Annotated in this window: 18 protein-coding genes; 13 read left to right on the top strand and 5 right to left on the bottom strand. The window is 32.1% G+C overall.

Features of this window, described 5'->3' with window-relative positions; all coding sequences use genetic code 11:
• Positions 1–32: 32 nt before the first annotated feature.
• Positions 33–716, bottom strand: a complete 684-nt coding sequence (locus tag V8G69_RS05995) for a response regulator transcription factor (RefSeq protein WP_394880918.1) — start codon at positions 714–716, stop codon at positions 33–35.
• Positions 709–2,181, bottom strand: coding sequence for a sensor histidine kinase (locus V8G69_RS05990; protein ID WP_394880917.1), 1,473 nt, complete (start codon positions 2,179–2,181; stop codon positions 709–711). Before V8G69_RS05990 ends, V8G69_RS05995 begins: the two co-directional genes overlap by 8 nt.
• Positions 2,182–2,305: 124 nt before the next feature.
• Between V8G69_RS05990 and V8G69_RS05985 the strand changes: the two genes are divergently transcribed.
• From V8G69_RS05985 to V8G69_RS05975, 3 genes are all read left to right on the top strand, one after another.
• Positions 2,306–3,163, top strand: coding sequence for a GLPGLI family protein (locus V8G69_RS05985; protein ID WP_394880916.1), 858 nt, complete (start codon positions 2,306–2,308; stop codon positions 3,161–3,163).
• Positions 3,164–3,260: 97 nt separating this feature from the next.
• Positions 3,261–4,124 carry a GLPGLI family protein gene (locus V8G69_RS05980; protein WP_394880915.1) on the top strand — a complete coding sequence of 288 codons (864 nt, stop codon included), beginning with the start codon at positions 3,261–3,263 and terminating at the stop codon, positions 4,122–4,124.
• A 23-nt stretch (positions 4,125–4,147) separates the two neighbouring features.
• The gene (locus V8G69_RS05975; RefSeq protein WP_394880914.1) at positions 4,148–6,859 is read left to right on the top strand and encodes a carboxypeptidase regulatory-like domain-containing protein; all 2,712 of its coding nucleotides are present in this window, start codon (positions 4,148–4,150) and stop codon (positions 6,857–6,859) included.
• A gap of 393 nt (positions 6,860–7,252) precedes the next feature.
• Here the strand turns inward: V8G69_RS05975 and V8G69_RS05970 are convergent, their stop codons facing one another.
• Positions 7,253–9,205, bottom strand: coding sequence for an ATP-dependent endonuclease (locus V8G69_RS05970; RefSeq protein WP_394880913.1), 1,953 nt, complete (start codon positions 9,203–9,205; stop codon positions 7,253–7,255).
• A gap of 126 nt (positions 9,206–9,331) precedes the next feature.
• Positions 9,332–10,576 (bottom strand): serine hydrolase domain-containing protein, encoded by a 1,245-nt coding sequence (locus V8G69_RS05965; protein ID WP_394880912.1) that lies wholly within the window; start codon positions 10,574–10,576, stop codon positions 9,332–9,334.
• A gap of 241 nt (positions 10,577–10,817) precedes the next feature.
• Between V8G69_RS05965 and V8G69_RS05960 the strand changes: the two genes are divergently transcribed.
• Both V8G69_RS05960 and V8G69_RS05955 read left to right on the top strand, forming a co-directional pair.
• Positions 10,818–11,687: a UDP-2,3-diacylglucosamine diphosphatase gene (locus V8G69_RS05960; protein WP_394880911.1), complete on the top strand. Its 870-nt coding sequence runs from the start codon at positions 10,818–10,820 to the stop codon at positions 11,685–11,687.
• A complete protein-coding gene (locus tag V8G69_RS05955) occupies positions 11,684–12,712 on the top strand; it encodes a glycosyltransferase family protein (protein ID WP_394880910.1) in 1,029 nt (342 codons plus the stop codon). The genes V8G69_RS05960 and V8G69_RS05955 overlap by 4 nt, the downstream gene beginning before the upstream one ends.
• On the opposite strand, the gene metK is transcribed toward V8G69_RS05955, so the two are convergent.
• Positions 12,713–13,966, bottom strand: a complete 1,254-nt coding sequence (gene metK / locus V8G69_RS05950) for a methionine adenosyltransferase (protein ID WP_394880909.1) — start codon at positions 13,964–13,966, stop codon at positions 12,713–12,715.
• Positions 13,967–14,537: 571 nt separating this feature from the next.
• Between metK and ilvD the strand changes: the two genes are divergently transcribed.
• From ilvD to V8G69_RS05910, 8 genes are all read left to right on the top strand, one after another.
• Positions 14,538–16,223 (top strand): dihydroxy-acid dehydratase, encoded by a 1,686-nt coding sequence (gene ilvD, locus V8G69_RS05945; protein WP_394880908.1) that lies wholly within the window; start codon positions 14,538–14,540, stop codon positions 16,221–16,223.
• An 11-nt stretch (positions 16,224–16,234) separates the two neighbouring features.
• Positions 16,235–17,968, top strand: a complete 1,734-nt coding sequence (gene ilvB / locus V8G69_RS05940; protein WP_394880907.1) for a biosynthetic-type acetolactate synthase large subunit — start codon at positions 16,235–16,237, stop codon at positions 17,966–17,968.
• A 13-nt stretch (positions 17,969–17,981) separates the two neighbouring features.
• On the top strand, positions 17,982–18,515 hold the full coding sequence (gene ilvN, locus V8G69_RS05935) for an acetolactate synthase small subunit (RefSeq protein WP_394880906.1): 534 nt from the start codon (positions 17,982–17,984) through the stop codon (positions 18,513–18,515).
• Positions 18,516–18,530: 15 nt separating this feature from the next.
• Positions 18,531–20,006: a ketol-acid reductoisomerase gene (gene ilvC / locus V8G69_RS05930; RefSeq protein WP_394880905.1), complete on the top strand. Its 1,476-nt coding sequence runs from the start codon at positions 18,531–18,533 to the stop codon at positions 20,004–20,006.
• Positions 20,007–20,031: 25 nt separating this feature from the next.
• A complete protein-coding gene (gene ilvA, locus V8G69_RS05925; protein ID WP_394880904.1) occupies positions 20,032–21,297 on the top strand; it encodes a threonine ammonia-lyase in 1,266 nt (421 codons plus the stop codon).
• Positions 21,298–21,472: 175 nt separating this feature from the next.
• Entirely contained in the window at positions 21,473–23,065 is a 1,593-nt protein-coding gene (locus tag V8G69_RS05920) for an NADP-dependent glyceraldehyde-3-phosphate dehydrogenase (RefSeq protein WP_394880903.1), read from the top strand.
• 504 nt (positions 23,066–23,569) lie between these two features.
• Positions 23,570–24,187 carry a GNAT family N-acetyltransferase gene (locus V8G69_RS05915; protein WP_394880902.1) on the top strand — a complete coding sequence of 206 codons (618 nt, stop codon included), beginning with the start codon at positions 23,570–23,572 and terminating at the stop codon, positions 24,185–24,187.
• A 5-nt stretch (positions 24,188–24,192) separates the two neighbouring features.
• On the top strand, positions 24,193–25,380 hold the full coding sequence (locus tag V8G69_RS05910; protein ID WP_394880901.1) for an argininosuccinate synthase: 1,188 nt from the start codon (positions 24,193–24,195) through the stop codon (positions 25,378–25,380).
• Positions 25,381–25,416 lie beyond the last annotated feature (36 nt).

Raw genomic sequence — 25,416 nt, 5'->3', positions numbered from 1 at the left:
CTGACATGAAAAATACAAAAACCAAATCACTTTTAATAAATTAACTTGTAACCAAATCCACGAACATTAATAATTTGGATAGAATCATCTTGATTTAGCTTTTTACGGAGTTTGGTTATAAAGACATCCATACTTCTTGCACTAAAAAAATCGTCATTTCCCCAAAGCTTATTAAGAATTAAAGACCTATCTAAAACGGCATTTTTGTTTTTTATAAGATGAAATAATAAGTGTGCTTCTCGGTGTGTTAGTTGAGATGGAGCATCATTGTTAAATTGAAGGAGTTGCTTCGGGAAATTAAACGTGTATTTACCTACCTGCAATATTTCGGCTGTTTTTTGAAGATGCTTTCGGTTAAGTAAGTTATTAATGCGAGCAATAAGTTCTTCAATGCTAAAAGGTTTTTTAAGATAGTCGTTTCCACCAATGGAGAAGCCTTCAACAACATCTTGGGTTTGCGATTTTGCTGTTAAAAAGATAATAGGAATGTACTCATCAACATCTCTAATATCTTTAGCCAAAGTAAAACCATCTTTTTTTGGCATCATTACATCAAGTACTAATAATTCTGGCTTACAATTAGTATAAACCTCAAAAGCCTTTTCCCCATCTTCACATAACAAGACATTAAAATTTCGGGTTTCTAAACTTTCTTTGATGATTTGCCCCAAAGCAGGCTCGTCTTCAGCTAAAAGTATGGTTATTGGTTTATTCATTAGGTAGCGATATTTTAAATGTTGTTTCGCTCTTGTTCAAATCTAAATGGATAATACCACCATGTTTTTCTGCTATTTTTTTGGAGTAATAGAGGCCTATTCCAAAACCTTTAACATCATGGGTGTTGCCTTTTGGAACGCGATAAAATTTCTCGAATATTTTTTCTTTGTGAGACTTTGTTAATGTATTGCCGTTATCAGAAATTGAAACAGTAAATGCGATTGGTGTTTGTGATAAATGAATAGAAATAGTGTTGCCGCCATATTTAATGGCATTGTCCAAAATATTATTTATAGTATTTTCAAAATGAAATACATCAACTTTAGCAATAATTGCATCTTGTTCAGATTTTAAAGAAATGGTTTTATTATTGGTTTGCATGCTATGTTTGTTAACCAACATGCTTATGAGGTCGGTTATATTTGTGTATTCTTTATTTAATTGTAAACTATCACCATCTAAGGTAGCGGTCTCTAGTAGTTTTTCAACCATCACATTTAATTTTGATAGTTGATTGCTTGACATATCTAAATAGCTTTTTGTTTTTTCTTTATCATCAATCACATTAAAATTCTTAATACTTTCTATAGCTACACCAATAGTGGCAATTGGGGTCTTAAATTCGTGGGTAATATTGCTTATTAAATCATTTTTAACTTCTGCTAGTTGCTTTTGGTTTTTAATGATTTTTAAAAGATAAAAAAGACAACTAATAACTGCCAATATTAAAAGTAACGATATTAAAATACTTGAAAGAATACGTTTTAAAATAATCTTGGTCTCGTTTGTGAAATGAATTTTTAATTCACTAAATTTTGGTAAAAAAGTTGATTTTGAGCTAACAGACAAAAAATCGTTATCAATATGATTTGTAGTTTTTTGGATGGTAGTGGAATCCTTTTTGAATGTTAAGCCATAAGTAATGTTTAATTGTTTTCGTTGTAATTCTTCATGTAGTAAACTATCAATAGTCTCTAGGTTTAATGAATCATTGGTCATTGAAATCAAAACCTTTGAGGTTAGTGTTTTAAAGCTGTCCAAATGCAGTTTATGAATTGAATTGTTTGAGGTCTTTTTTAAAATAACTTTGTTAGAATACCATTCGTTATTTGATTCGTCTTGATAAAGATGTTCTATTATTGTATCGGTGTGTATGTCTTTTAAGGTATCTAAATGATTCTTTTTGTTTGTAAAAATTTGAATGTTTTTAATAATACTATCTAATTTTATGTCATTTGAAAGAGTGTCATTATCTGTTGTAAAAGCAAACTCTAAGGTGTTTTTTTTGGCAAGATTAGCAAAGTAGTTTTCAATAGCTGTGTCCAAACTCAATTGTACCTCGTTGATTAATTGTTGTTTACTAGAAAGATAGTTTTTGTAATTCCAATATAGCTGAACCCAAACGGTGCCCAGTATAACACACGCTATAAAGTATAGAATCCATTTTAATTTAGAATCGTTCATAAATCAAAAGTAAATTTAAAAACCATATAAAACCAATCGGTTAACACACGTTAACACTCATTAACTGTAAAGTATCATTTAAGATTTAATATTTGCAATATCATTAATCAAAAAACGAACAGATATGGTTACAATTATTAGATTCATTATTGTTACAACCTTGACATTGGCAACCTTTAGTGCTAGTGCTCAGAATTTTAAAGGAGAAGCTACTTATAAAACAAAGAGAAAAGTAGATATCAAGTTAGATAGTACCCAAGTAAATTCTGAAATGCATCAAAAGATGTTAGAAATGTTTAAAAAGCAGTTTGAAAAAACATTTATTTTGAGTTTTAATAAAGAAGAATCGCTTTATAAAGAAGAGGAAAAGCTAGGAGCACCACAACCAAGCAATGTGCAAATGGTTATAGTAAACACAGATGAATCAGATATTTTGTACAGAAACCTAAAAGAAAAAAGATACACCTCGAAAAATGAGGTTTTTGGGAAGATATTTTTAATAAAAGATACACTGCCTAAATTAGAATGGACGTTTGAAAAGGAAACCAAAAATATTGGAGAGTACACCTGTTTTAAAGCCACTATGAAACACATGGTTCCAATAGTGACAGGAGGTATCAGTATTAATGATGATAAAGATTTAAAAGCAAATGAAAATAAAGAGCCACAAATGGAGGAAACAACTATTACTGCTTGGTACACAACACAAATACCAATAAGCAATGGACCAGCAAGATATTATGGTTTGCCAGGGTTAATACTTGAAGTTAATGATGGTACAGAAACCATTGTTTGCAGTAAAGTTGTATTAAATCCTGAAGGTAACGCAGATATTGTTGAACCAAGAAAAGGTAAGGTAGTTAATCAGGCAGACTTTGAATCTATTGTGGAGAAAAGAATGCAAGAGGAGAATGAAAGAAGAGAAAGTAACCGTAACGACGACGATGGTGGACACAGAATAGAAATTAGAATAGGAGGATAATTTTTTTGTGAATACTTTAACATTTCTAGCTTAAACTTATTTGTTTAATATAAGTCAAATAAAAAGTTCATTTTTATTAACCTAACAAACAATTCCAATGAATTCAAGTAGAATTAGACTTAGTATTTCAGCACTTTTCATCTTTAGCTTTTTCTTATCACATGCACAAAAGGATTTTCAGGGAAAGGCTTATTATGAATCCAAAACAACAATGGATATGAGCAATTTTGGTGGTGGTCAGTTAAGCGAAGAAAGAAAAAAGCAAATTGCAGAACGAATGAAAAGTGCCCTTGAAAAATCATACATTCTTACATTTAACCAATCAGAATCTATTTATAAAGAAGAAGAAAAGTTAGATGCTCCAAGCCAAGGTGGCGGTATGCGTATTGGAATGATGAGTCTTTCGGGTGGTAATCAGTATAAAAATGTAAAAGAGCAACAACTACTTCAGGAAAATGAGCTCTTTGGAAAACAATTTTTAATAAAGGATAGTTTACCAAAATTAAATTGGGAATTGGGTTCTGAAACCAAAACAATCGGACAATATATGTGTTTTAAAGCAACTGCTGTTAAAGATGCGGATGGATTTGATTTTAATAGTTTTAGAAGACCGCCAGAAAATGATAAGCCCAAAGATTCAACAAAAACAAATTCTGAAGAGATTAAAGAAGAGCCAAGACAAATAATCGTTACTGCCTGGTACACACCACAAATTCCAGTAAATCAAGGTCCGGGTGAATATTGGGGTTTACCTGGTTTAATACTTGAGGTTAATGCAGATAGAACAACTATTCTGTGTTCTAAAATTGTTTTAAATCCTTCAGAAAAAGATGTTATAAAAGCGCCTTCAAAAGGGAAAGAAGTTACAAAATCTGAATACGAATCCATTCAAAAAGAGAAAATGGAGGAAATGAGAGAGATGTTTAGAGGCAGAGGCGGACAAAGAGGACCAAACCATTAATTTTTAAGCAACAATTACATTTAATGAGAAAAATTATTTTTTTAATGCTGCTGTTTGCGGTAAACATCACTTTTGCCCAAGTAAAAATTGAAGGTGTTGTAAAAGACAGTATAGGAAATCCTTTAGAATTGGCCAATGTCATTGCCATCAATCAAAAAACACAAAAGTTAGATTCCTATGGCATTACAAACAACGATGGTCGCTTTAAGTTGTCTGTTGAAAAGAATTCAACGTATAAATTGCAGGTAAGCTATATTGGGATGAAAACGGCTCAAATAGAAATTACTACAACAGATGCCGACATTAATAACGACATTACTTTACAAAACGACAATACCTTAGATACTATAGAGCTTGTGTACGAAATGCCAGTTGTGGTAAAAGGCGATACTATTGTTTATAATACAGATTCATTTACATCTGGAACTGAGCGAAAATTAGGAGATGTTTTAAATAAGTTGCCGGGTGTTGAAGTGAATGATGAAGGACAGATTCAAGTTGAAGGAAAAACGGTTGGAAAAGTAATGGTTGAAGGCAAAGATTTTTTTGATGGCGACTCAAAATTAGCGACTCAAAATATACCAGCCAATGCCATTGATAAAGTTGAGGTGCTTAAAAATTATTCAGAAGTTGGCCAGTTAAGTAGTGTAACAAACAATCAGGATAATATTGCAATTAACATAAAACTTAAGCAAGGAAAAAAGAATTTTTGGTTTGGTAATGTTACCGCTGGATTAGGCGATTCAAAAAACAACACATTGTATTTGGCGCAACCCAAATTGTTTTATTACAGTCCAGATCATAGTATAAACTTTATAGGCGATTTAAATAATATTGGAGAAATTGCCTTTACACGAAGAGATTATTTCAATTTTACAGGCGGATTTAGAAGCCCTAGCAGAAGCAGTGGAACAAGCATAAATTTAGGAGGTAATGATTTAGGATTTTTATCGCTACAAAATAACCGGGCAAAAGACATTAACACCAAATTTGGAGCTGCTAATTTTAGCTACTCACCAAAAAAGACTTTAGATGTTAGTGGTTTTGCCATTTTTTCAAGCAGCAAAACCGAGTTACAAGAAAATAATTCCATTGTTTATACCGACCCAAATTTAGGAATTCCTGATGAAAATACAGAAAGTAATACAACACAACGTAGTGATTTGGGAATGCTAAAATTTAGTACAAAATATAAACCTAACGCAAACAATCAACTGGATTATGATGTGTTGGCAAGAACTTCAAAAGAGTCTCAAGATCAATTATTTTATTCATCAGTAAACGGTAATATTAATCAATTGGAAAAATCGTCACCGTTTAGTATCAACCAAAATTTAAACTACTATTATACGCTTGATGATAAGAATATTTTTGCTTTTGAAGTACAACATTTGTTGCAGGATGAAGACCCGTTTTATAATGCTTTTTTAGAAGATAAAGACAGTTACTTAAATACAGCATCAGCTTTAGGGCTTGATGATTCTCAATCTGGATTTGATATAGCTCAAGATAAACGCGTGAAATCAAATCAAGTAGATGCTAAGTTGGACTATTGGAATATCCTAAATCAAAAAAGCGATATCAATTTTACTTTAGGAACCATTTATAGTAAGCAGGATTTCAACTCCAATATCTTTCAGTTTTTAGATGACAATTCAAAATATGAAACGACTCCAACAATAAATGATGGGATAGATTATAATGATATTTCATATACGTTTAATGATGTGTATTTAGGGTTGCATTACCGATTAAAATCAGGCATTTTTACTTTTACACCAGGAGTTTCGGCACATGCTTACAGTTCTAAAAACGATCAGTTTAATGTAAATTTCAAAGACAACTTTTTTAGGTTATTGCCAGATTTTAATATGCTTATGCAGTTAAAAAAGAGTGAACAAATTGTATTTAATTATGCCATGCAAACCAGTTTTACAGATGTAAACCAGTTTGCCAGAGGCTTGGTTTTAAATAATTATAAGTCTATTTTTTCTGGAAACCAGGAATTAGAAAGTGCTTTGGCTCATAATGTAAGCTTGTCATATTTTAGTTTTAATATGTTCAATTACACCAATGTAAATGCCAGAATTAGTTATACAAAAACCATTGATAGACTTAGAACCACATCACAGTTTGAACCTGGAAGTGTTGTTAATGTTAGCTCACCTATTAATTCTGATTTTGCCGATGAAAGCGCCAGTGCTTTTGCGCGTGCCCAAAAAACCATTGGTAAATTCAGAGCCATGTTAAGTGGTAATTTTAGTTATAGTAAATTCAATCAGCTTATTAATAGTCAAGCTTCGGTTAACGAAAATTACTCTCAAACTTATAGAACTACTATAGGAACAAATTTTAGAGAAGCTCCAAATTTTGAAATTGGATATAGATATGTAATTCAGGATAATGACCAAGGTTCGAGCAGAACGAAATTTTATACTAAGGCACCTTCAGTTGAATTTGATGCCTTGTTTTTAAAATCATTTACTTTTAAAACAGATTACAGTTATAATAATTTTAGCAGAGGAAATACAACGATTAATGATTATGAGTTTTGGGATGCCTCATTGTCTTACAAAAAGAATAAAGACAGCAAGTGGGAATACGAAATTAAAGCTACCAATTTGTTGGATGCCAAATCGCAAAACACAAGTAATACAGGAAGTGTTTCTGTAAGTGCTACAGAGTATTATATACAACCACGGTTTTTAACCTTTAGGTTGAGGTATGAGTTATAAATTAGTTTGACTTTTTTTTGGAGTTTCGTTTAACGCCACGCGGATATGGCGAGTTGCGTTGGCAGCTTGCTGCCATTAGCGATAGTAGCCATTAGACGCATATTCGCTATATCCGATGTTAGGTATAGTGGCAAAGGCAATTTAGTGAAAATATCTTTTGGTTTGACAATGGGTTTATGGCGAAAGTGCAGTCGTACTGCGTGGCGTTAGGAACATTTAGTGTTTGCAGGTGGCACGGAGTGCCGCAAACACGTGTCGAAGGCATTGTTCCTAACGGTTTGTATAAGAATAGTAGCCGACTGCGGAACTCAATGTTTTCAAGTTAATACTAAATTTTATGCGGGCTACAATGTTCATATTTACTACTATCTCGGCTATTATTTTTATACTTTGTTATGTGCTTTTAATTTTACTTCTTATCAATATTTCATCAATAATCAGCAGTAAATCATTATACTCTGTTGTCTGTTTCCAATTTGTGTAATTATCACCTTGCAAAAGACTAATAACTTTTACCAAGTCTTTAGTTTTAAAACCAATGGGAAAATAATCTTCAATATCTCCCCGTCTAAGTATAAAATTATTATTGTTTTTTTGGTCACTAATCAATTTTTTAAGAGAAACTTCCTCAGAAGGACTAAGAGTTAATTTAAGTTTTCTTCTAAAGGATTTTATATATTCCCAAATAATCTCAAGTTCATCTGTTTTCTTTTCGGAAATAGCCCTCTCGATAATCTGAACTAACGAGTCGCCATCTTTACTTTTTTGATTTTTAATTACATCTTTCTCTATTTTCTTTCTATTGCTTGCAAATAATGTCTTAATTTCGGAAGAACCTATTTCATTTACATAATCCAAATCACTTATAAAATATGTTGGAATTTTTAGAGAAGAAAGGAACTTTTTAAAATTGTCAACATTTGATTTACCCTTAATTTCTATAATTTCAACAATTCTTGTTGCATTAAAACTTTCAATTTGTTCATTAAGAATCTTTTGAAAAACTAACCTATCGGTTATTCCTTCAACTAAAAGTACAACATCAGCGAAGAAAATCTTTTCATTATTAGTACTATTTACAATATGTAGGATATCTCTTAGCTTAAATGAATCTGAATCTTTTAGAGTGATTTCTTTGCTAACATTATTAATATCCTTATAAATTCTAAAAATATGATTGTAAGACCTATCATTAATAAAGGTTGGTGAATGTGTTGATAGAATAAATTGATTCTTTGTTACACGAGAAAGTTCTATGAATAAATCTAACAATACATTCTGCCACCTTGGGTGCAAGTGTAATTCAGGCTCATCAATAATAATGATTCCGTTGTTAATATTAAACGCAAAAACACCCAGCAAAAAGTTTATTATTTCTTTTTCTCCAGAACTTGCTTGGTTTATATAGAACTCTTTACTCTCTTTGGTTAAAACTATCTCATATATATTTTTATTCTTATCAATTAGCCTTAAATCCCAACCATACCCTAATTTTCCAAGATATTTAGAAACTAATTTAACTTCTTCATCATTCATCCATTTTTGGATATAACCTTCACTTGTAGCTTCATCCTCAAATCCCCGTCTTTTTTCTGCAAAGTAGATTGTAGCAAGGTTTATTAATGAAAAAACAGATTTTGATGTGGTGTTAATTACAGTTTGTAGAACTTGATAGAAGTTTTGATTTGAAAGATTTGCTTGTAAATTTTGCAAATTTGCCCCACGATAAGGGCTAAAATATAAATAATTAGTATGCAGTTTTATCGCAGGTAATTCTCTGATAAGAATAAGCAAAAATTCAAAATAGTTTAAATACTGAAAGAATAACAGTTTTTTTGGCGTTTCATTTTGATTATTGACAGAATAGTTTTTAATACTGTATGTTAGTTTTTCGTCTACAGTGAGTACTGAGTTATTCCAAGCTTCTATTTGCTTTATTTGGTGATTATAATCTTGTGCATTTCGAAAATCTGACAACTTGTCTTTTATACTATCTATGTTCTGAACAACTTCATTGATATTATCAATATCTTCTTGTTTTACAATAAAATCAATTTCAATTTCAGAATCCGAAGAGTCTCCATAAAATTTATCAAGAAACTGCTGAATGTTTCTAAATGCTTGATTTTGACTTATATTTTTAAAGAATCCTTGTGTGTCATTGGATTCATTTACAGTATATGGTAACAGAAAATATTGGCGAATACATATAGTTATAATATCTAATAGGTTGCTTTTCCCACTTCCATTAGGTCCAATTAGAATATTAAAATCATCATTTAAGTTGATTTCGATTTGCTCTCTAAAGCTTTTTACATTTTTTATTCTAATACTCTGTAATTTCATATCTAAATCCTGTTCATTCTTAATGCTCTAATTGCACATAACTATTATGATATGAATACGCTTTAATTATTTATATCAATCGTTAAACGAAGTTAGTCAATTTTTCTGACAAAATCAAAAAATGGTTTATTCCTTTTCTTCACTGCAATAGTTCATAACTGCAGTAAAAACTTGTTCTCTCACTGGGTTTAAATTATAATAGAATAGAGAATTTAAAAGTCCCATATTTTGGCGATTAATCAGCATAATTACAGAGATATCATATTTAGGTACAACGGCAATACTGGTGCCTGTAAACCCGGTATGCCCAAAACTACCTTCGGGCGCATTTTTTATTACAGCATTATTGGCGTCCATCATCCAACCCAATCCGTTATTAAACTCATCTTGGGTTAAAAATAAATTGATGGTGTTTTCAGAGATCAATTGAAAATCTTCAGTTTTACCATGATGTTTTAATACATCAACTACTTTTTGCAAATCTGAAATTGTAGAGAACAATCCTGCATGACCGGAAACCCCATTATTTGCATACCAGGCATTGCCATCATTTGCTTCGCCTTTAAGCGTATATTGTCTCCATCCGTTCCATTGGTTCACGTTGATGCTATCTATTGTAAACCCAAGCGTGGAATCGGTTACCATTCTTTTCTCGTAAGGATTTCCGTGAGATGTTGCAGCTATGTTATATTCCGATTTACTTTTAAGTGGATTATACATGGTGTGTTCCATTTTTAAAGGAATAAAAATGTTTTGTTCCATATACTCTTCCAAAGAAAGGTTGGAAACGGTTTCAATTATTTCACCTAGTAACATAAAGCCCAAATCACTGTAATGTCTGCCACTGCCAACAGGAAACTTTAAAGGAAGTTCATCAATAATTTTATAAACTTCTTGTTTGTTGTTGCAATAATAAAACATTGGGTACCATTCGTAAAGTCCAGAAGTATGGGTAAGCAAATGCCTGATGGTGATTTTATTTTTATCAACAGTATTAAAAGCTTTAATGTATTTAGAAACAGGGTCGTCTATTTTAACAAGTCCTTTATCGACCAACAACATCATAGAAGTTGTAGTGCCAATTACTTTTGTAAGCGATGCAATATCATAAAGATGATTGATTGTTGTTTTTTCAGGATTCGCAACGATCTGTTCGTTGAAGTCTTTTAAAAAGGCATAACCAAAAGCGTTTTTATAAATCTCTTCGTCACCCTGTTTTATTAATATAACAGCGCCAGGAATTTTAGATTGGTCTATTTCGTTTTGTAAAATGGTATTAATTTCTGTGATTAATTTTTCTTTGTTTTGAGCAATAGAAATTTGATGAATAGTAAAAAGAGATAAAAAAAGAACAATAATTTTTTTAGACATGAAGTAGATTTTTAAAAAGTAAACTAAGTTATAATTTTTTTCTTATTCAACACTTTCTAAATTAAATCTCCAGAAAAAAATGGTTTCATGATATTACAGATACATTAAGAATACATTATCATAATTTTTAATGGTTTAAAAACCATTTATTTAACTAATTCTTAATTATTAAAATAAATAAACTTTAAATACTTAGTATATTTTTAAATACCAAATGTACGTGTAATTTTTAGCTGCTACTATGAGCAAAACCGGTTCTAAAAAACGAAAAATTGACCTTGTTGTTATTTCAGATATCCACTTAGGAACTTATGGATGTCAAGCTTCTGAATTATTAAATTACCTAAGAAGTATCAAGCCAAAAAAGGTGATTCTTAATGGGGATATTATTGATATATGGCAGTTTAAAAAAAGCTATTGGCCTAAAGAACATATGCAGGTTATTAAGCACATTATTAAATGGATAACCGATGGTGTTGAGGTGTATTATATTACTGGAAATCATGATGAAATGCTGCGCAGGTTTGTGAATTTTAAAATTAATTCGTTTAAGATTGTTAATAAAGTTGTACTTAAACTTGATGATAAAACAGCTTGGTTTTTTCATGGCGATGTGTTTGATGTGACCATGCAACATTCAAAATGGTTGGCTAAATTAGGTTCTAACGGTTATGACTTGCTTATTTTAATTAATAGTTTGGTAAATAAAATAAGCAGTTTTTTTGGCAAAGGAAAAATATCGTTATCTAAAAAAATAAAAAACAGTGTAAAAAGCGCCGTTAAGCATATAAATAATTTTGAGAAAACGGCGATTGATATTGCTGTTGAAAACAATTTTGATTATGTAGTTTGTGGGCATATCCATCATCCAAAAATGGAAACCTTTCAATCATTAAACAAGGAAGTTACTTACTTAAATTCTGGGGATTGGGTTGAGAATTTAACGGCTCTTGAATATCATAAATCTAAATGGACTATTTATAAGTATGATGAAGATGATTTTAAATCATTAAATAAAGAGCATGATGAACATGAAGGCATCCTTGAAAAATCCAATAAAGAAATTTTCAACGAATTATTAATGGATTTTAATTTAATACGGCCATTATGAAGATTTTATACGCAGTTCAGGGCACAGGAAATGGTCATTTAAGTAGAGCCAAAGAAATATATTCTGTTTTAAACAATCGCGTAGATGTTGATGTGCTTGTAAGTGGAAGTCAGTTTGAAATTGATTGTCCTTTTCCTGTAAAGTACCAACTTAAAGGAATCGTTTTTGTTTTTGGTAAAAATGGTGGAATAGATTATTTAAAAACCTTAAAATCAAATAATCCGTTTAAAATTTTTAAAGAAATAAAGAACTGTGATTTGAGTGATTATGATTTAATAATCAATGATTTTGAACCCATAACTGCATGGACAAGTTATTTTAGAGGTGATTTAAATTGTATTTCATTAAGTCATCAAGGAGCCTTTTTATCAAGTAGAGTTCCTAGACCCAAAAGGAGAAGTTTCATTGGCAGATTAATTTTAAAATATTTTGCACCATCGGCAACAAATTATAGTTTTCATTTTAAAAGTTACGATAAAAATATGTTCACTCCAATCATTAGGAATGACATAAGGCGCCAAAGTATTAAAGAGAAAAACTACTATGTAGTGTATTTGCCTTTTTACAGTGATGAAAAAATCATTAAAGTTTTATCAAAAATTAAAGGGGTAAAATGGAAGGTGTTTTCAAAACATTCTAAAGAATCATATAGTTTTAAAAATGTAAAAGTGAAACCTATCTCTAATAGCAATTTTGAAAGAAATATGGCATGGAGCAGCGGTGTTATTTGTGGTGCGGGTTTTGAAACACCAGCTGAAGCTATGTATTTAAAAAAGAAATTATTGGTAGTGCCTATGAAAGGACAGTATGAACAAGCTTGTAATGCAGAAAGTTTAAAGGAATTGGGTGTTTTGGTATTGCCGACTTTCAACAAAAAAAAGCTCCCAATCCTTTTACAATGGATTGAAAGCAAAACAATTGTTGATATTGATTTTCCTGACAGAACACAATTTGTTATTGATGAGATTATTACCAATCACATTGTGGCTACAGAACTGTCAGAACGTTTACTTCAAAATATTTAATTATAGACCAAAAGCTTCTTTCACCTTATCAACATAATCTAATTTTTCCCAAGTAAATAATTCTACGTCGAGATTAATTGTTTCTCCATTAGGTTGAGAAAATGTTTTAGAAACAATCTCGTTTTTTCTTCCCATATGTCCGTATGCAGCTGTTTCACTATATATTGGTGAACGTAATTTTAAACGCTCTTCAATAGCAGCCGGACGCATATCAAATAATTTGGCAACTTCCAGGGCAATTTCACCATCGGTCATATTAAAAGGACATGTGCCATAAGTATCCACAAAAATTGATGTTGGTTTAACCACACCAATAGCATACGATACTTGTACTAAAATTTCGTCTGCGACACCTGCTGCCACTAAATTTTTGGCAATATGTCTGGCTGCATATGCAGCACTTCTATCAACTTTGCTTGGGTCTTTTCCAGAAAAAGCTCCACCACCATGAGCTCCTTTTCCACCATAAGTATCCACAATAATTTTGCGTCCAGTTAAACCAGTATCGCCATGAGGTCCACCAATAACAAATTTCCCTGTTGGGTTTATATGATAGGTAATATCATCATTAAACAACGCTTTAATATGTTCTGGTAATTTTGCCTTAACTCTTGGAATAAGAATGGTAATAATATCTTTTCTTATTTTGGACAACATGGCTTCGTCTTCATCAAAATCATCATGCTGTGTAGAAACTACAATGGCATCAATACGCTGCGGAATATTGTCATCACTATATTCAATGGTAACCTGACTTTTAGAATCGGGTCTTAAATAGGTGATTTCTTTGTTTTCTCTGCGTAAATCGGCTAATTCAATTAAAATACGATGGGATAAATCTAATGCCAAAGGCATGAAATTTTCTGTTTCATTCGTAGCATAACCAAACATCATTCCTTGGTCACCAGCGCCTTGCTCCTCTTTATTTATCCTGTCAACGCCACGGTTTATATCTTCAGATTGTTCGTGAATAGCTGAAAATATACCACACGAACTACCATCAAACATATACTCGCTTTTGGTATACCCTATTTTATTAATAGTATCTCTTGCTATCTTTTGAACATCTAAATAGGTTTTAGATTTTACTTCACCAGCAAGTACAACTTGACCAGTAGTTACTAAAGTTTCACAAGCCACTTTCGAATTGACATCAAAAGCTAAAAAGTTATCAATTAAAGCATCACTAATTTGATCTGCTACTTTATCAGGATGTCCTTCAGATACACTTTCTGAAGTAAATAAATACGCCATTTTTTTTAATTTAAACAGAAGATTTGACGATAACGTCGAAGGAAGTTTACACTGCCTTTAGCATTTTTGTTTATACTATTTTTTTAAGTATAAGAGGTTGCAATCAGTCAAATCTTTCCTCTATTATTTATAGGTGCAAAATTAATAAAATAAAAGGAATGACGAATTTTTTTAACTTTTTTTCAGTATTAATTTGGCTAATGTTTTTTTATTTTAAATATTTGCTCCATCAAAATGAAAAAACAAGTTTTAAATATCATTTCTATTATTGTCATTGTGATTATTTCACAGGGATAGGGAATGGTATATTAAAGTTTTAATAAAAATTTAAAAGCCTTCCCTAATCGGAAGGTTTTTTTTTATTCATTTTTTAAACATTGAACGTCATAAAAAATAAGAATTAACTAACTGTAAATCAATAAAATAAAACATTTTAAACTTTGATGGATTTAAACTTAAAATGTAAAGGATTGATTTATTAAAAGTGTAAAGATTTAATTTCGGACATTATTTTAAAAACATGTTGTTTTTAAAGTACAGAATAAACAAAAAAGTAGAAGTAAAACTAAGAATGAAAGAACTTAATAAACACAGTAGAAGATTAACACAGGACGAATCACAGCCAGCCTCTCAAGCCATGTTATATGCCGTTGGTTTGACAGATGAGGATATGAAAAAAGCGCAAGTGGGAATAGCTAGCACAGGATATGATGGAAATCCTTGTAACATGCATTTAAATGGATTGAAAGATCAAGTAAAAATTGAGTGTAATATTGCTGGTTTAGTTGGTTTAGGTTTTAATACAATTGGTGTTTCAGATGGAATTTCTATGGGGACTTCTGGCATGAATTATTCATTAGTTTCAAGAGATATTATAGCAGATTCTATTGAAACGGTTGTGAATGCTCAAAGTTATGATGCACTTATTTCTGTTGTTGGATGTGATAAAAATATGCCAGGCGCTGTAATTGCTATGTTGCGTTTAAATCGTCCGTCTATAATGATGTATGGTGGAACTATAGCTTCAGGAAAGTACAAAGGAAGAAAATTAAATATTGTTTCGGCTTTTGAAGCCTTAGGACAAAAAGTTGCAGGTGAAATAGATGAAGAAGAATATAGAGAAATTATAAAAAGTGCTATTCCAGGTGCAGGTGCTTGTGGCGGTATGTATACGGCAAATACAATGGCTTCTGCTATTGAGTGCATGGGGTTTGCTTTGCCATATAATTCTTCAATTCCTGCAGAAAATCCTAATAAATTATCAGAAAGCGAAAGAACAGCGAGAGCGATAAAAAATCTTTTGGAATTAGATTTAAAACCCTTAGATATCATTTCTAAAAAATCAATTGAAAATGCGATTGCGCTTGTAAATGCCCTAGGTGGTTCGACAAATGCAGTGTTACATTTCTTAGCCATCGCACATGCAGCAGATATAGATTTTACATTAGAAGATTTTCAACGTGTTAGTGATAGAACGCCTTTAATAGCCGATTTAAAGCCTAGCGGAAAATACTTAATGGAAGACGTTCACGGCATTGGTGGAACGCCAGCAGTGATGAAATATTTATTAGATAATGGCTATTTGCATGGTGATTGTATGACTGTTACCGGTAAAACCTTAGCTGAAAATTTAGCCGATGTAGAACCACTAATTTTTGAAAATGACCAAGATGTTATTTATCCAAAAGATAAGGCTTTGAAGTCTTCAGGAAACTTACAAATTCTTTATGGAAATTTAGCCACTGAAGGTGCAGTTGCGAAAATATCTGGAAATGAAGGTCTGTTGTTTGAGGGAAAAGCGGTAGTTTATGATGGCGAGCAAGCAGCAAACACAGGTATTTCAAATGGTGAAGTTGAAAAAGGAGATGTGGTTGTAATTCGTTATGTAGGTCCAAAAGGTGGTCCGGGAATGCCAGAAATGCTAAAGCCAACGTCTCTAATTATGGGTGCAGGTTTAGGGAAATCTGTAGCATTAATAACCGATGGTCGTTTCTCAGGAGGAACACATGGTTTTGTGGTTGGACATATTACACCAGAAGCACAATCGGGTGGAACCATCGGGTTGTTAAAAACAGGTGATAAAATTAAAATTAGTGCTATAGATAATTCTATAAACGTATTACTTTCCGATGAAGAATTAGCTGAAAGAAAAGCGCAGTGGGTTGCCCCAGACTTAAAACATAATAAAGGAATATTATTTAAATATGCAAAAACAGTATCATCAGCATCAAAAGGATGTGTTACTGATGAATTTTAAGCTAGAAGTATATGGATACAGAGACAAAAAACAAAGCAAAAGAAATCGCACAAAAAACTGAGCGTATTACTGGAAGTGAGGCTATTATAAGATGCTTAATAGAAGAAGGGGTTGATATTCTTTACGGATATCCAGGAGGAGCTATTATGCCAGTTTATGATGAGCTATTTAAATTTAGAGATAAAATTCATCATGTATTAACACGTCATGAGCAAGGTGCAACACACGCTGCCCAAGGATATGCTCGTATTTCTGGTAGAGTTGGCGTTGCTATGGCAACATCAGGGCCAGGTGCAACCAATTTAATAACTGGTATAGCTGATGCTCAAATAGATTCTACACCTTTGGTTTGTATTACAGGACAGGTTGCCTCACATTTATTGGGAAGTGATGCATTTCAAGAAACTGATATTGTTGGTATTTCTACACCGGTAACCAAATGGAACCATCAGGTCACAAAAGCTTCAGAAATTCCTGAAGTTATCGCAAAAGCATTTTATATTGCAAAAAGTGGTAGACCAGGACCCGTACTAATTGATATCACAAAGGATGCCCAATTTGAAGAATTTGATTTTTCATATAAAAAATGTACAGGTATTAGAAGTTATAATCCTGTACCAAAAATAAATATCGATGCAATTAAAGCAGCAGCTGCATTAATCAATCAGGCAAAAAAGCCTATGATTGTTTGGGGTCAGGGTATTATATTAGGTAAAGCAGAAGCAGAATTAAAAGCAGTGATTGAAAAAGCGGGTATACCTGCAGCTTGGACTATTCTTGGGGCTTCAGCATTACCAACTTCACATCCATTAAATATTGGGATGGTGGGCATGCATGGAAATTATGCACCAAATAGATTAACTAACGAGTGTGATGTGTTGATTGCTATCGGAATGCGATTTGATGATCGTGTTACAGGTAATTTAAATACTTATGCAAAACAAGCTAAGGTCATTCATTTTGAAATTGACCCAGCTGAGGTTGATAAAAATGTAAAGACTGATATAGCTGTTTTAGGAGATTCAAAAGAAAGTTTAGCTGAACTTTTACCGTTACTGGATTCTAAATCCTATCCAGATTGGCTTCAAGAATTTAAAGATCTATACGATATCGAATTTGAAAAAGTTATAAAAAATGACTTACACCCTACAAAAGAGGGATTAACCATGGGTGAAGTATTAAATGAAATTAATATTCAAACCAAAGGGAATGCGGCTATTGTTTCAGATGTAGGTCAACATCAAATGATTGCTTGTAGATATGCAGATTTTAATAAAACGAAAAGTAATATAACCTCTGGAGGTTTGGGAACGATGGGATTTGCGCTTCCGGCTGCTATTGGAGCTAAAATGGCTGCTCCAGAAAGAGAAGTTGTGGCAATAATTGGAGATGGAGGTTTTCAAATGACTATTCAGGAGTTGGGAACTGTTTTACAACAAAAACTGGCTTTAAAAATAGTTGTATTAAACAACGAGTTTTTAGGAATGGTGCGTCAATGGCAACAACTGTTTTTCGATAAACGTTACGCATCAACAGAAATGACAAATCCAGATTTTGTAACTATTGCAAAAGGGTATTATATTAATTCTAAACGTGTTAAAACCAGAGAAGAATTGAATGATGCTGTAAAAGAAATGATTGCTTCAAAAGAAGCCTATTTCTTGGAAGTTTGTGTTGAAAAAGAAGACAATGTATTTCCAATGATTCCTTCTGGAGCATCTGTTTCAGATATTAGATTAAGCTAAATATTTAGAAAGAATGAACGAAGAAATAAAAACATTTACCATATCGATTTATACCGAAAACAATATTGGGTTATTAAATCGTATTTCAGCAATTTTTCAACGCAGACATATCAATATTGAAAGTTTAACAACATCTCAGTCAGAAATCGAAGGTGTTAACAGATTTGTTATCGTGGTTAATATTAGTGAGGTTCAGGCGAAAAAAGTGGTGAAACAAATTGAAAAGCAGGTGGAAACCATTAAAGCTTACTACCATACCGATGAGCAAACTATTTTTACAGAATCTTGCATGTTCAAAATAAAATCGGCTTTACTGTTTGAAGAACCTCAAATTCAAAACATAATTAAAGATAGTAACTCGCAAATTGTAACTGTGAACAAGGAGTTTTTTGTGTTGGAAAAATCAGGAAGACGTCATGAAATTGAATCACTTCGAAGAGATTTAAATGTATTTGGAATCATGCAATTTGTGCGTTCTGGAAGAATAGCAGTAACAAAAAGTGAAATGAAAATAAGTGAAATGCTAGTGGCATTCAATAATCAATAATAACTAAAATTAAAAATGGGAAATTACTTTAACACACTGTCGTTAAGAGATAAATTAAATCAATTATCAAAGTGTAGATTTATGGATTCTTCAGAATTTGAAGATGGTGTAAATGCTTTATTAGGAAAGAAAATTGTCATAGTAGGTTGTGGCGCACAAGGGCTAAACCAAGGGTTGAATATGAGAGATTCTGGTTTAGACATATCATATACATTACGTGCTGAAGCCATTGCAGAAAAACGTGCTTCATATCAAAAAGCAACAAGTAATAATTTTAAGGTTGGAACTTATGAAGAGTTAATTCCAACAGCCGATTTAGTATTAAATCTAACTCCAGATAAACAACATACCAGCGTTATTAAAGCTATTATGCCTTTAATGAAAAAAGGGGCTACATTATCTTATTCACACGGTTTTAATATTGTTGAAGAAGGTACTCAAATCCGTAAAGATTTAACAGTTATTATGGTGGCTCCAAAATGCCCTGGAACCGAAGTTAGAGAAGAATATAAAAGAGGTTTTGGTGTTCCAACATTAATTGCAGTTCATGAAGAAAATGATCCAGAAGGAAAAGGTTGGGCGCAAGCAAAAGCATATGCTGCAGCTACAGGTGGTCATAGAGCGGGCGTTTTAGCATCATCATTTGTTGCCGAGGTAAAAAGTGATTTAATGGGTGAACAAACCATTCTTTGTGGATTGTTGCAAACAGGTTCTATTCTTTGTTTTGATAAAATGGTTGAAAAAGGAATTGAACCAGGGTATGCATCAAAATTAATTCAATATGGTTGGGAAACTGTTACGGAAGGATTGAAATATGGTGGTATTACCAACATGATGGATAGACTTTCAAATCCAGCAAAAATTAAAGCTTTTGAACTTTCAGAAGAATTGAAAGACATCATGCGTCCGTTATTTCAAAAACATATGGATGATATCATGGAAGGAAATTTTTCAAAAGGTATGATGGAAGATTGGGCTAATAATGATAAAGATTTATTAGGATGGAGAGCTGAAACTGCTGAAACTGCTTTTGAAAAAACTCCAGCTGGTGATGTTGAAATCTCAGAGCAGGAATACTATGATAATGGTGTATTAATGGTAGCCATGGTAAGAGCAGGTGTTGAATTAGCATTCGAAGCTATGACAGAATCTGGAATTATTGACGAATCTGCTTACTACGAATCATTGCATGAAACACCACTTATTGCAAATACTATTGCAAGACGTAAATTATATGAAATGAACAGCGTAATCTCTGATACTGCAGAGTATGGATGTTATTTATTTGATCATGCATGTAAGCCATTATTAGCAGATTTTATGAAGAAAATTGATACAGATGTTATTGGTAAAGCATATGCAAAAGATAATGGTAAAGGTGTTGATAATGCTAAATTAATAGAAGTTAACGCTGCTTTAAGAAATCATCCTGTTGAAAAAATAGGAACATTTTTAAGAGCATCAATGACAGCTATGAAACCAATAGTTTAAGCTGTTTTAAAACAACATAAATTTTATGAATAAGGAAAAGCAAACTTATTTTCCTAGTATTAATAATATAAAAGTAGCTGCCGATGCCATTAAAAATGTATCGGCAGTTACACCTTTAATACCTAATGTAAGACTTTCAAAAGAGTTTAACGCCAATATTAGCTTTAAACGAGAAGACCTTCAACAGGTAAGATCTTATAAAATCAGGGGTGCATATAACAAAATCAGTTCTCTTTCAAAAGAAGAAGCTAATATAGGTGTGGTTTGCGCCAGCGCTGGAAATCATGCACAAGGTGTCGCTTTATCTTGTAAATTATTAAAAATAAAAGGCACTATTTATATGCCTGCACCTACACCAAAACAAAAAGTTGAGCAAGTTAAAATGTTTGGTGAAGACTTTATTGATATTGTTCTTCATGGAGATACTTTTGACGATGCTTATTATGCAGCAATTAAAGAATGTGAGCATTTAGGTAAAAGTTTTATTCATCCGTTTGATGATAAAAAAGTTATTGAAGGTCAGGCAACAATAGGATTAGAACTATTAGAACAATCCAAAAATCCAATAGATTATATTTTTATTCCTGTTGGCGGAGGCGGATTGGCTGCAGGACTTTCAACTGTTTTCAGTCAGTTATCACCTAACACGAAAATTATTGGTGTTGAACCTGAAGGCGCACCTTCAATGTCAGTTTCTATTAAAAACAATAAAAACACCGAGCTAGATTCCATTGAGAAATTTGTTGATGGAGCAGCAGTAAAACGAGTTGGAGATTTAACCTTCCAAATTTGTAAAAACAATTTGCATGCGATGATGACCGTTCCTGAAGGAAAAGTGTGTCAAACCATTTTAGAACTCTATAATAAAGATGCTATTGTTGTTGAACCAGCTGGTGCATTAAGCATTTCTGCATTAGATTATTATGCTGATGAGATTAAAGGCAAAAACGTGGTTTGTGTTATTAGTGGAAGTAATAACGACATTATAAGAACACCCGAAATTAAAGAACGTGCGTTGCTTTATGCTAATTTAAAACACTATTTTATTATTAAATTTCCACAACGTGCAGGTGCTTTAAAAGAGTTTGTGGTTGAAATTTTAGGACCAAACGACGATATTACATATTTTGAATACGCAAAAAAAACTAATCGTGAGAATGGGGCAGCTGTTGTAGGTATCGAATTAAAATCTGCTGATGATTTGGAGCCTTTGGTTACAAAAATGAAACTGCATAATTTTTACGGTGATTACTTAAATGATAAACCAGACTTGTTCCAGTTTTTAGTTTAAATTTCAAAACCTCTTTTGTTTTCTTCATACGAAATCGTTTTCGTTATAAGTATTTTGTTTTCAGTTAATTAAATAGATAATAATACATTATTTTTTCAACAATTATCTTTTTTATAACGGCATTCAAGAAGAAATATAAGTATATTAGTGTTTAATTTTAACGATATTTTTTCTTATGAAAATACCATTTACAGAAATTCCAGAAGCATATAAAATAAATTCTCTATTACATCAAAATACCTATTTAGTATCAGGAGAATTAAAAAAGTGGGAAGGAGAAACATCAAATATATACTCAACAATTTCATCAACAGAAGAATACAAACCAACACTTTTGGGAAGTATTCCAAATCAAGGAAAAACAGAGGCCCTAGAGGCTTTAGAGTCAGCCTGTTTAGCATATGATAAGGGACAAGGGCTTTGGCCAACAATGAAAGTTTCAGATAGAATAAAATGTATGGAAACTTTTGTTGAAATGATGAAAACAAAACGAGAGGAAGTCGTTAAATTACTTATGTGGGAAATAGGTAAAAATTTACCGGATTCGCAAAAAGAATTTGATAGAACCGTAGACTATATTAATGATACCATTGAGGATTACAAACAAATGGATCGTGATAGTGCCAAGTTCAATAAAAGCGAAGGCATTTATGCCCATATAAGGAGAGGTCCCCTTGGCGTTGTATTATGTTTAGGTCCATATAATTACCCTCTCAATGAAACATTCTGTTTGCTTATTCCGGCTTTAATAATGGGAAATACAGCCATTTTTAAGCCAGCAAAACATGGGGTTTTACTTATCACGCCTCTTTTAGAAGCATTTCAGAAAAGTTTCCCAAAAGGAGTTGTGAATATTATTTTTGGTAGAGGCAGAGCTGTAGCATCACCAATTATGGAGTCTGGAAAAGTAGATGTTTTGGCTTTAATAGGAAATAGTGTCTCAGCAAATGCTTTACAAACCATTCACCCAAAGAAAAACAGATTGCGAATGGTATTAGGGTTGGAAGCTAAGAATCCGGCGATTGTTTTACCCGATGCTGATTTGGATCTAGCTATTAACGAATGTATAGCCGGAACCTTATCTTTTAACGGACAGCGATGTACTGCTTTAAAAGTGCTGTATGTTCACAAAGATATTGTTGATGAATTTAATAAACGTTTTTCATTACGTGTAGATGCTCTTAAATTTGGAAATCCATGGGAACCAGGCGTTAAATTAACTCCGCTTCCTGAAAAAGATAAACCAGCATATATTAAAGAATTAATTGAAGATGCTGAAAAGTTAGGAGCCAAAATAATTAACGAAAAAGGCGGAAAAACAACTGAAAATTACATTTTTCCAGCCGTTTTGTATCCTGTTAACAAGGATATGCGAGTTTTTAAAGAAGAACAGTTTGGACCAGTAATTCCGGTTTTACCTTTTACAAACATAGCAGAACCTTTGGATGATATGGCTGAGTCAAATTACGGACAACAAGTAAGTGTTTTCGGAAAGGATGTTAACAAGTTAGCTCCACTAATTGACACTTTGGTAAATCTTGTTTGTAGAGTAAATTTAAATAGTTCTTGTCAACGTGGTCCAGATGTTTACCCGTTTACTGGAAGAAAAGATTCCGCTTTTAGCACGTTGAGTGTTCATGATGCACTTCGCTCATTTTCAATTAGAACCTTTGTGGCTTCAAAAGATAATGAGTACAACAATGCTATTTTGAATGAGTTGTTAGATAAAAAATCATCTAACTTTATTAGTACGGATTATATTTTATAGTTTAAAAAATATTGAAACATGTATTAACATATAAAAAATGGAGTTCAATAAATAGATTTCGTTTTTTATATGTTTAATTGTTTTTAAAATATCTACATTATTCATAATAAATAAGAGTTTTTGTATGAGTATTGATAATTTTTTTAAAAAAGTAAAGTCTTTTTACAGGTTGTAAAAAATAAAATCATAATTTTACTTCATGAATACTTTAAAAAATAAAATACGTCCTTCATCACCCGGTTTGCGCGTGCGTAGTACTCGCCGTCGCTCTTAGTCATTGATTAGCAAAACCAATACGTAATTTTAATTTTTATAACATTGTACAAAGTTTCATTCATAGCATTTCAAAATATAATTAGTAGGTCAATTAACCACTATTTTATGTGCCATATTTTTCCGCGCCGCCCTTAGGGGTTGTAGGTCTTTTTAAGAACTAGGTGAGTCCAGTTCGTCATTAAATCAATCAATATTTTATAACTTTTAATTAGATAATCAATACAATAAATGGACATTGTAATTGCTGATAAATCACATAGTAAATACGCAGAAATTATTTGCGAAACCATAGCAGAATCTGCTGCAGTTAGAGGAACAGGTATAGCTAGACGTACTCCTGAATATATTACCACTAAAATGGAAAACGGTAATGCAGTTATCGCTTTAGATGGTGATAAGTTTGCTGGTTTTTGTTACATCGAAAAATGGGGACATGGCAAATTTGTAGCTAATTCGGGTTTAATAGTGCATCCAGATTATAGAAATGCTGGTTTGGCAAAAAAGATTAAGCATAAAATATTTCAGCACTCAAGAAATAAATTTCCTGATGCTAAAGTATTTAGTATAACCACAGGTTTGGCTGTTATGAAAATGAATACCGAATTGGGTTATAAACCCGTACCGTTTTCAGAGTTAACAGACGATCCAACCTTTTGGGATGGATGTCAAACTTGTAAAAACTATGATGTTTTAACGCGTACCAATAGAAAAATGTGTTTATGTACTGGGATGTTATATGATCCTAAAGCAAAAGATATTAATGAAAAAAAACAGGTTAAAACCAAGGTGTTTCAAAGATTAAAACATATCAAGGAGACTATGTTTTTAAAAAAAGATAAGAAATGAGTACCATGAAAAAATTAGTAATTGCCTATAGTGGCGGATTAGATACATCTTATTGTGCAGTAAGTTTATCTAAAAAATTTGATGTGCACGCTGTAAGTGTAAATACAGGTGGATTTACACAAACTGAAATTGATAACATTGAAGCTAACGCTTATAAAATGGGTGTTTCAACCTATAAAAACATTGATGCTGTTGCTTCTTTTTATCAAAAAGTAATAAAGTATTTGGTGTTTGGTAATGTTTTAAAAAATAATACCTATCCATTATCAGTAAGTGCAGAACGAATTATTCAAGCTATTGAAATAGTAGAATATGCTAAAAGTATTGGTGCAGAATATATTGCTCACGGAAGTACAGGTGCAGGAAATGACCAGGTGAGATTTGATATGATTTTTCAAACCTTGGCTCCAGATATTGAAATTGTGACTCCTATCAGAGATGAAAAACTTTCGAGACAGGAAGAGATAGAATATTTAAAAGCCAATGGTATTGATATGTCTTGGGAAAAAGCCAAATATTCAATAAACAAAGGGCTTTGGGGAACTAGTGTTGGTGGACAAGAAACTTTAACTTCTGAAAAACCATTGCCAAACGAAGCTTATCCATCTCAATTAAAGTATAGTGATGAAGAAAAGGTAAAGTTGACTTTTGAAAAAGGTGAGTTGGTAGCTGTAAATGGTGTTAAAAACGACCCTGAAGTTAATATTGAAGCCTTAAATAATTTGGCTTCAGCTTACGCTATTGGTAGAGATATTCATGTTGGAGATACTATTGTTGGTATTAAAGGACGTGTTGGTTTTGAAGCTCCGGCAGCTTTAATTACCATAAAAGCACATCATTTATTAGAAAAGCACACACTTACTAAATGGCAATTACAGCATAAAGAATATTTAGCAAGTTTTTATGGTATGCATTTGCACGAAGGACAATATTTAGATCCAGTAATGCGAAACATAGAGGCCTTTTTACAAAGTAGCCAGGACAAAGTTAGTGGAGATGTAACTGTGAGTTTAAAACCATATCATTTCACTTTAGATGGTATTGTTTCTAAACATGATTTAATGAATGCTAAGTTTGGAAGTTATGGTGAAGAAAGTAAAGGTTGGACTCCTGATGAAGCAAAAGGGTTTATAAAAATCTTTGGAAATCAAAATAAAATATATCAACAAGTAAATTCTGAAGGGGTAAGCTAAAATGAAAAAGAAGTGAGTCATTTCGACGAAAGGAGA

The organism is Gaetbulibacter sp. M235, from assembly GCF_043876835.1.
In the GTDB taxonomy this organism is placed as follows: domain Bacteria; phylum Bacteroidota; class Bacteroidia; order Flavobacteriales; family Flavobacteriaceae; genus Yeosuana.
Note: the sequence above shows the minus strand (reverse complement) of the source record. Positions and strands in the feature narration are given on the sequence as shown.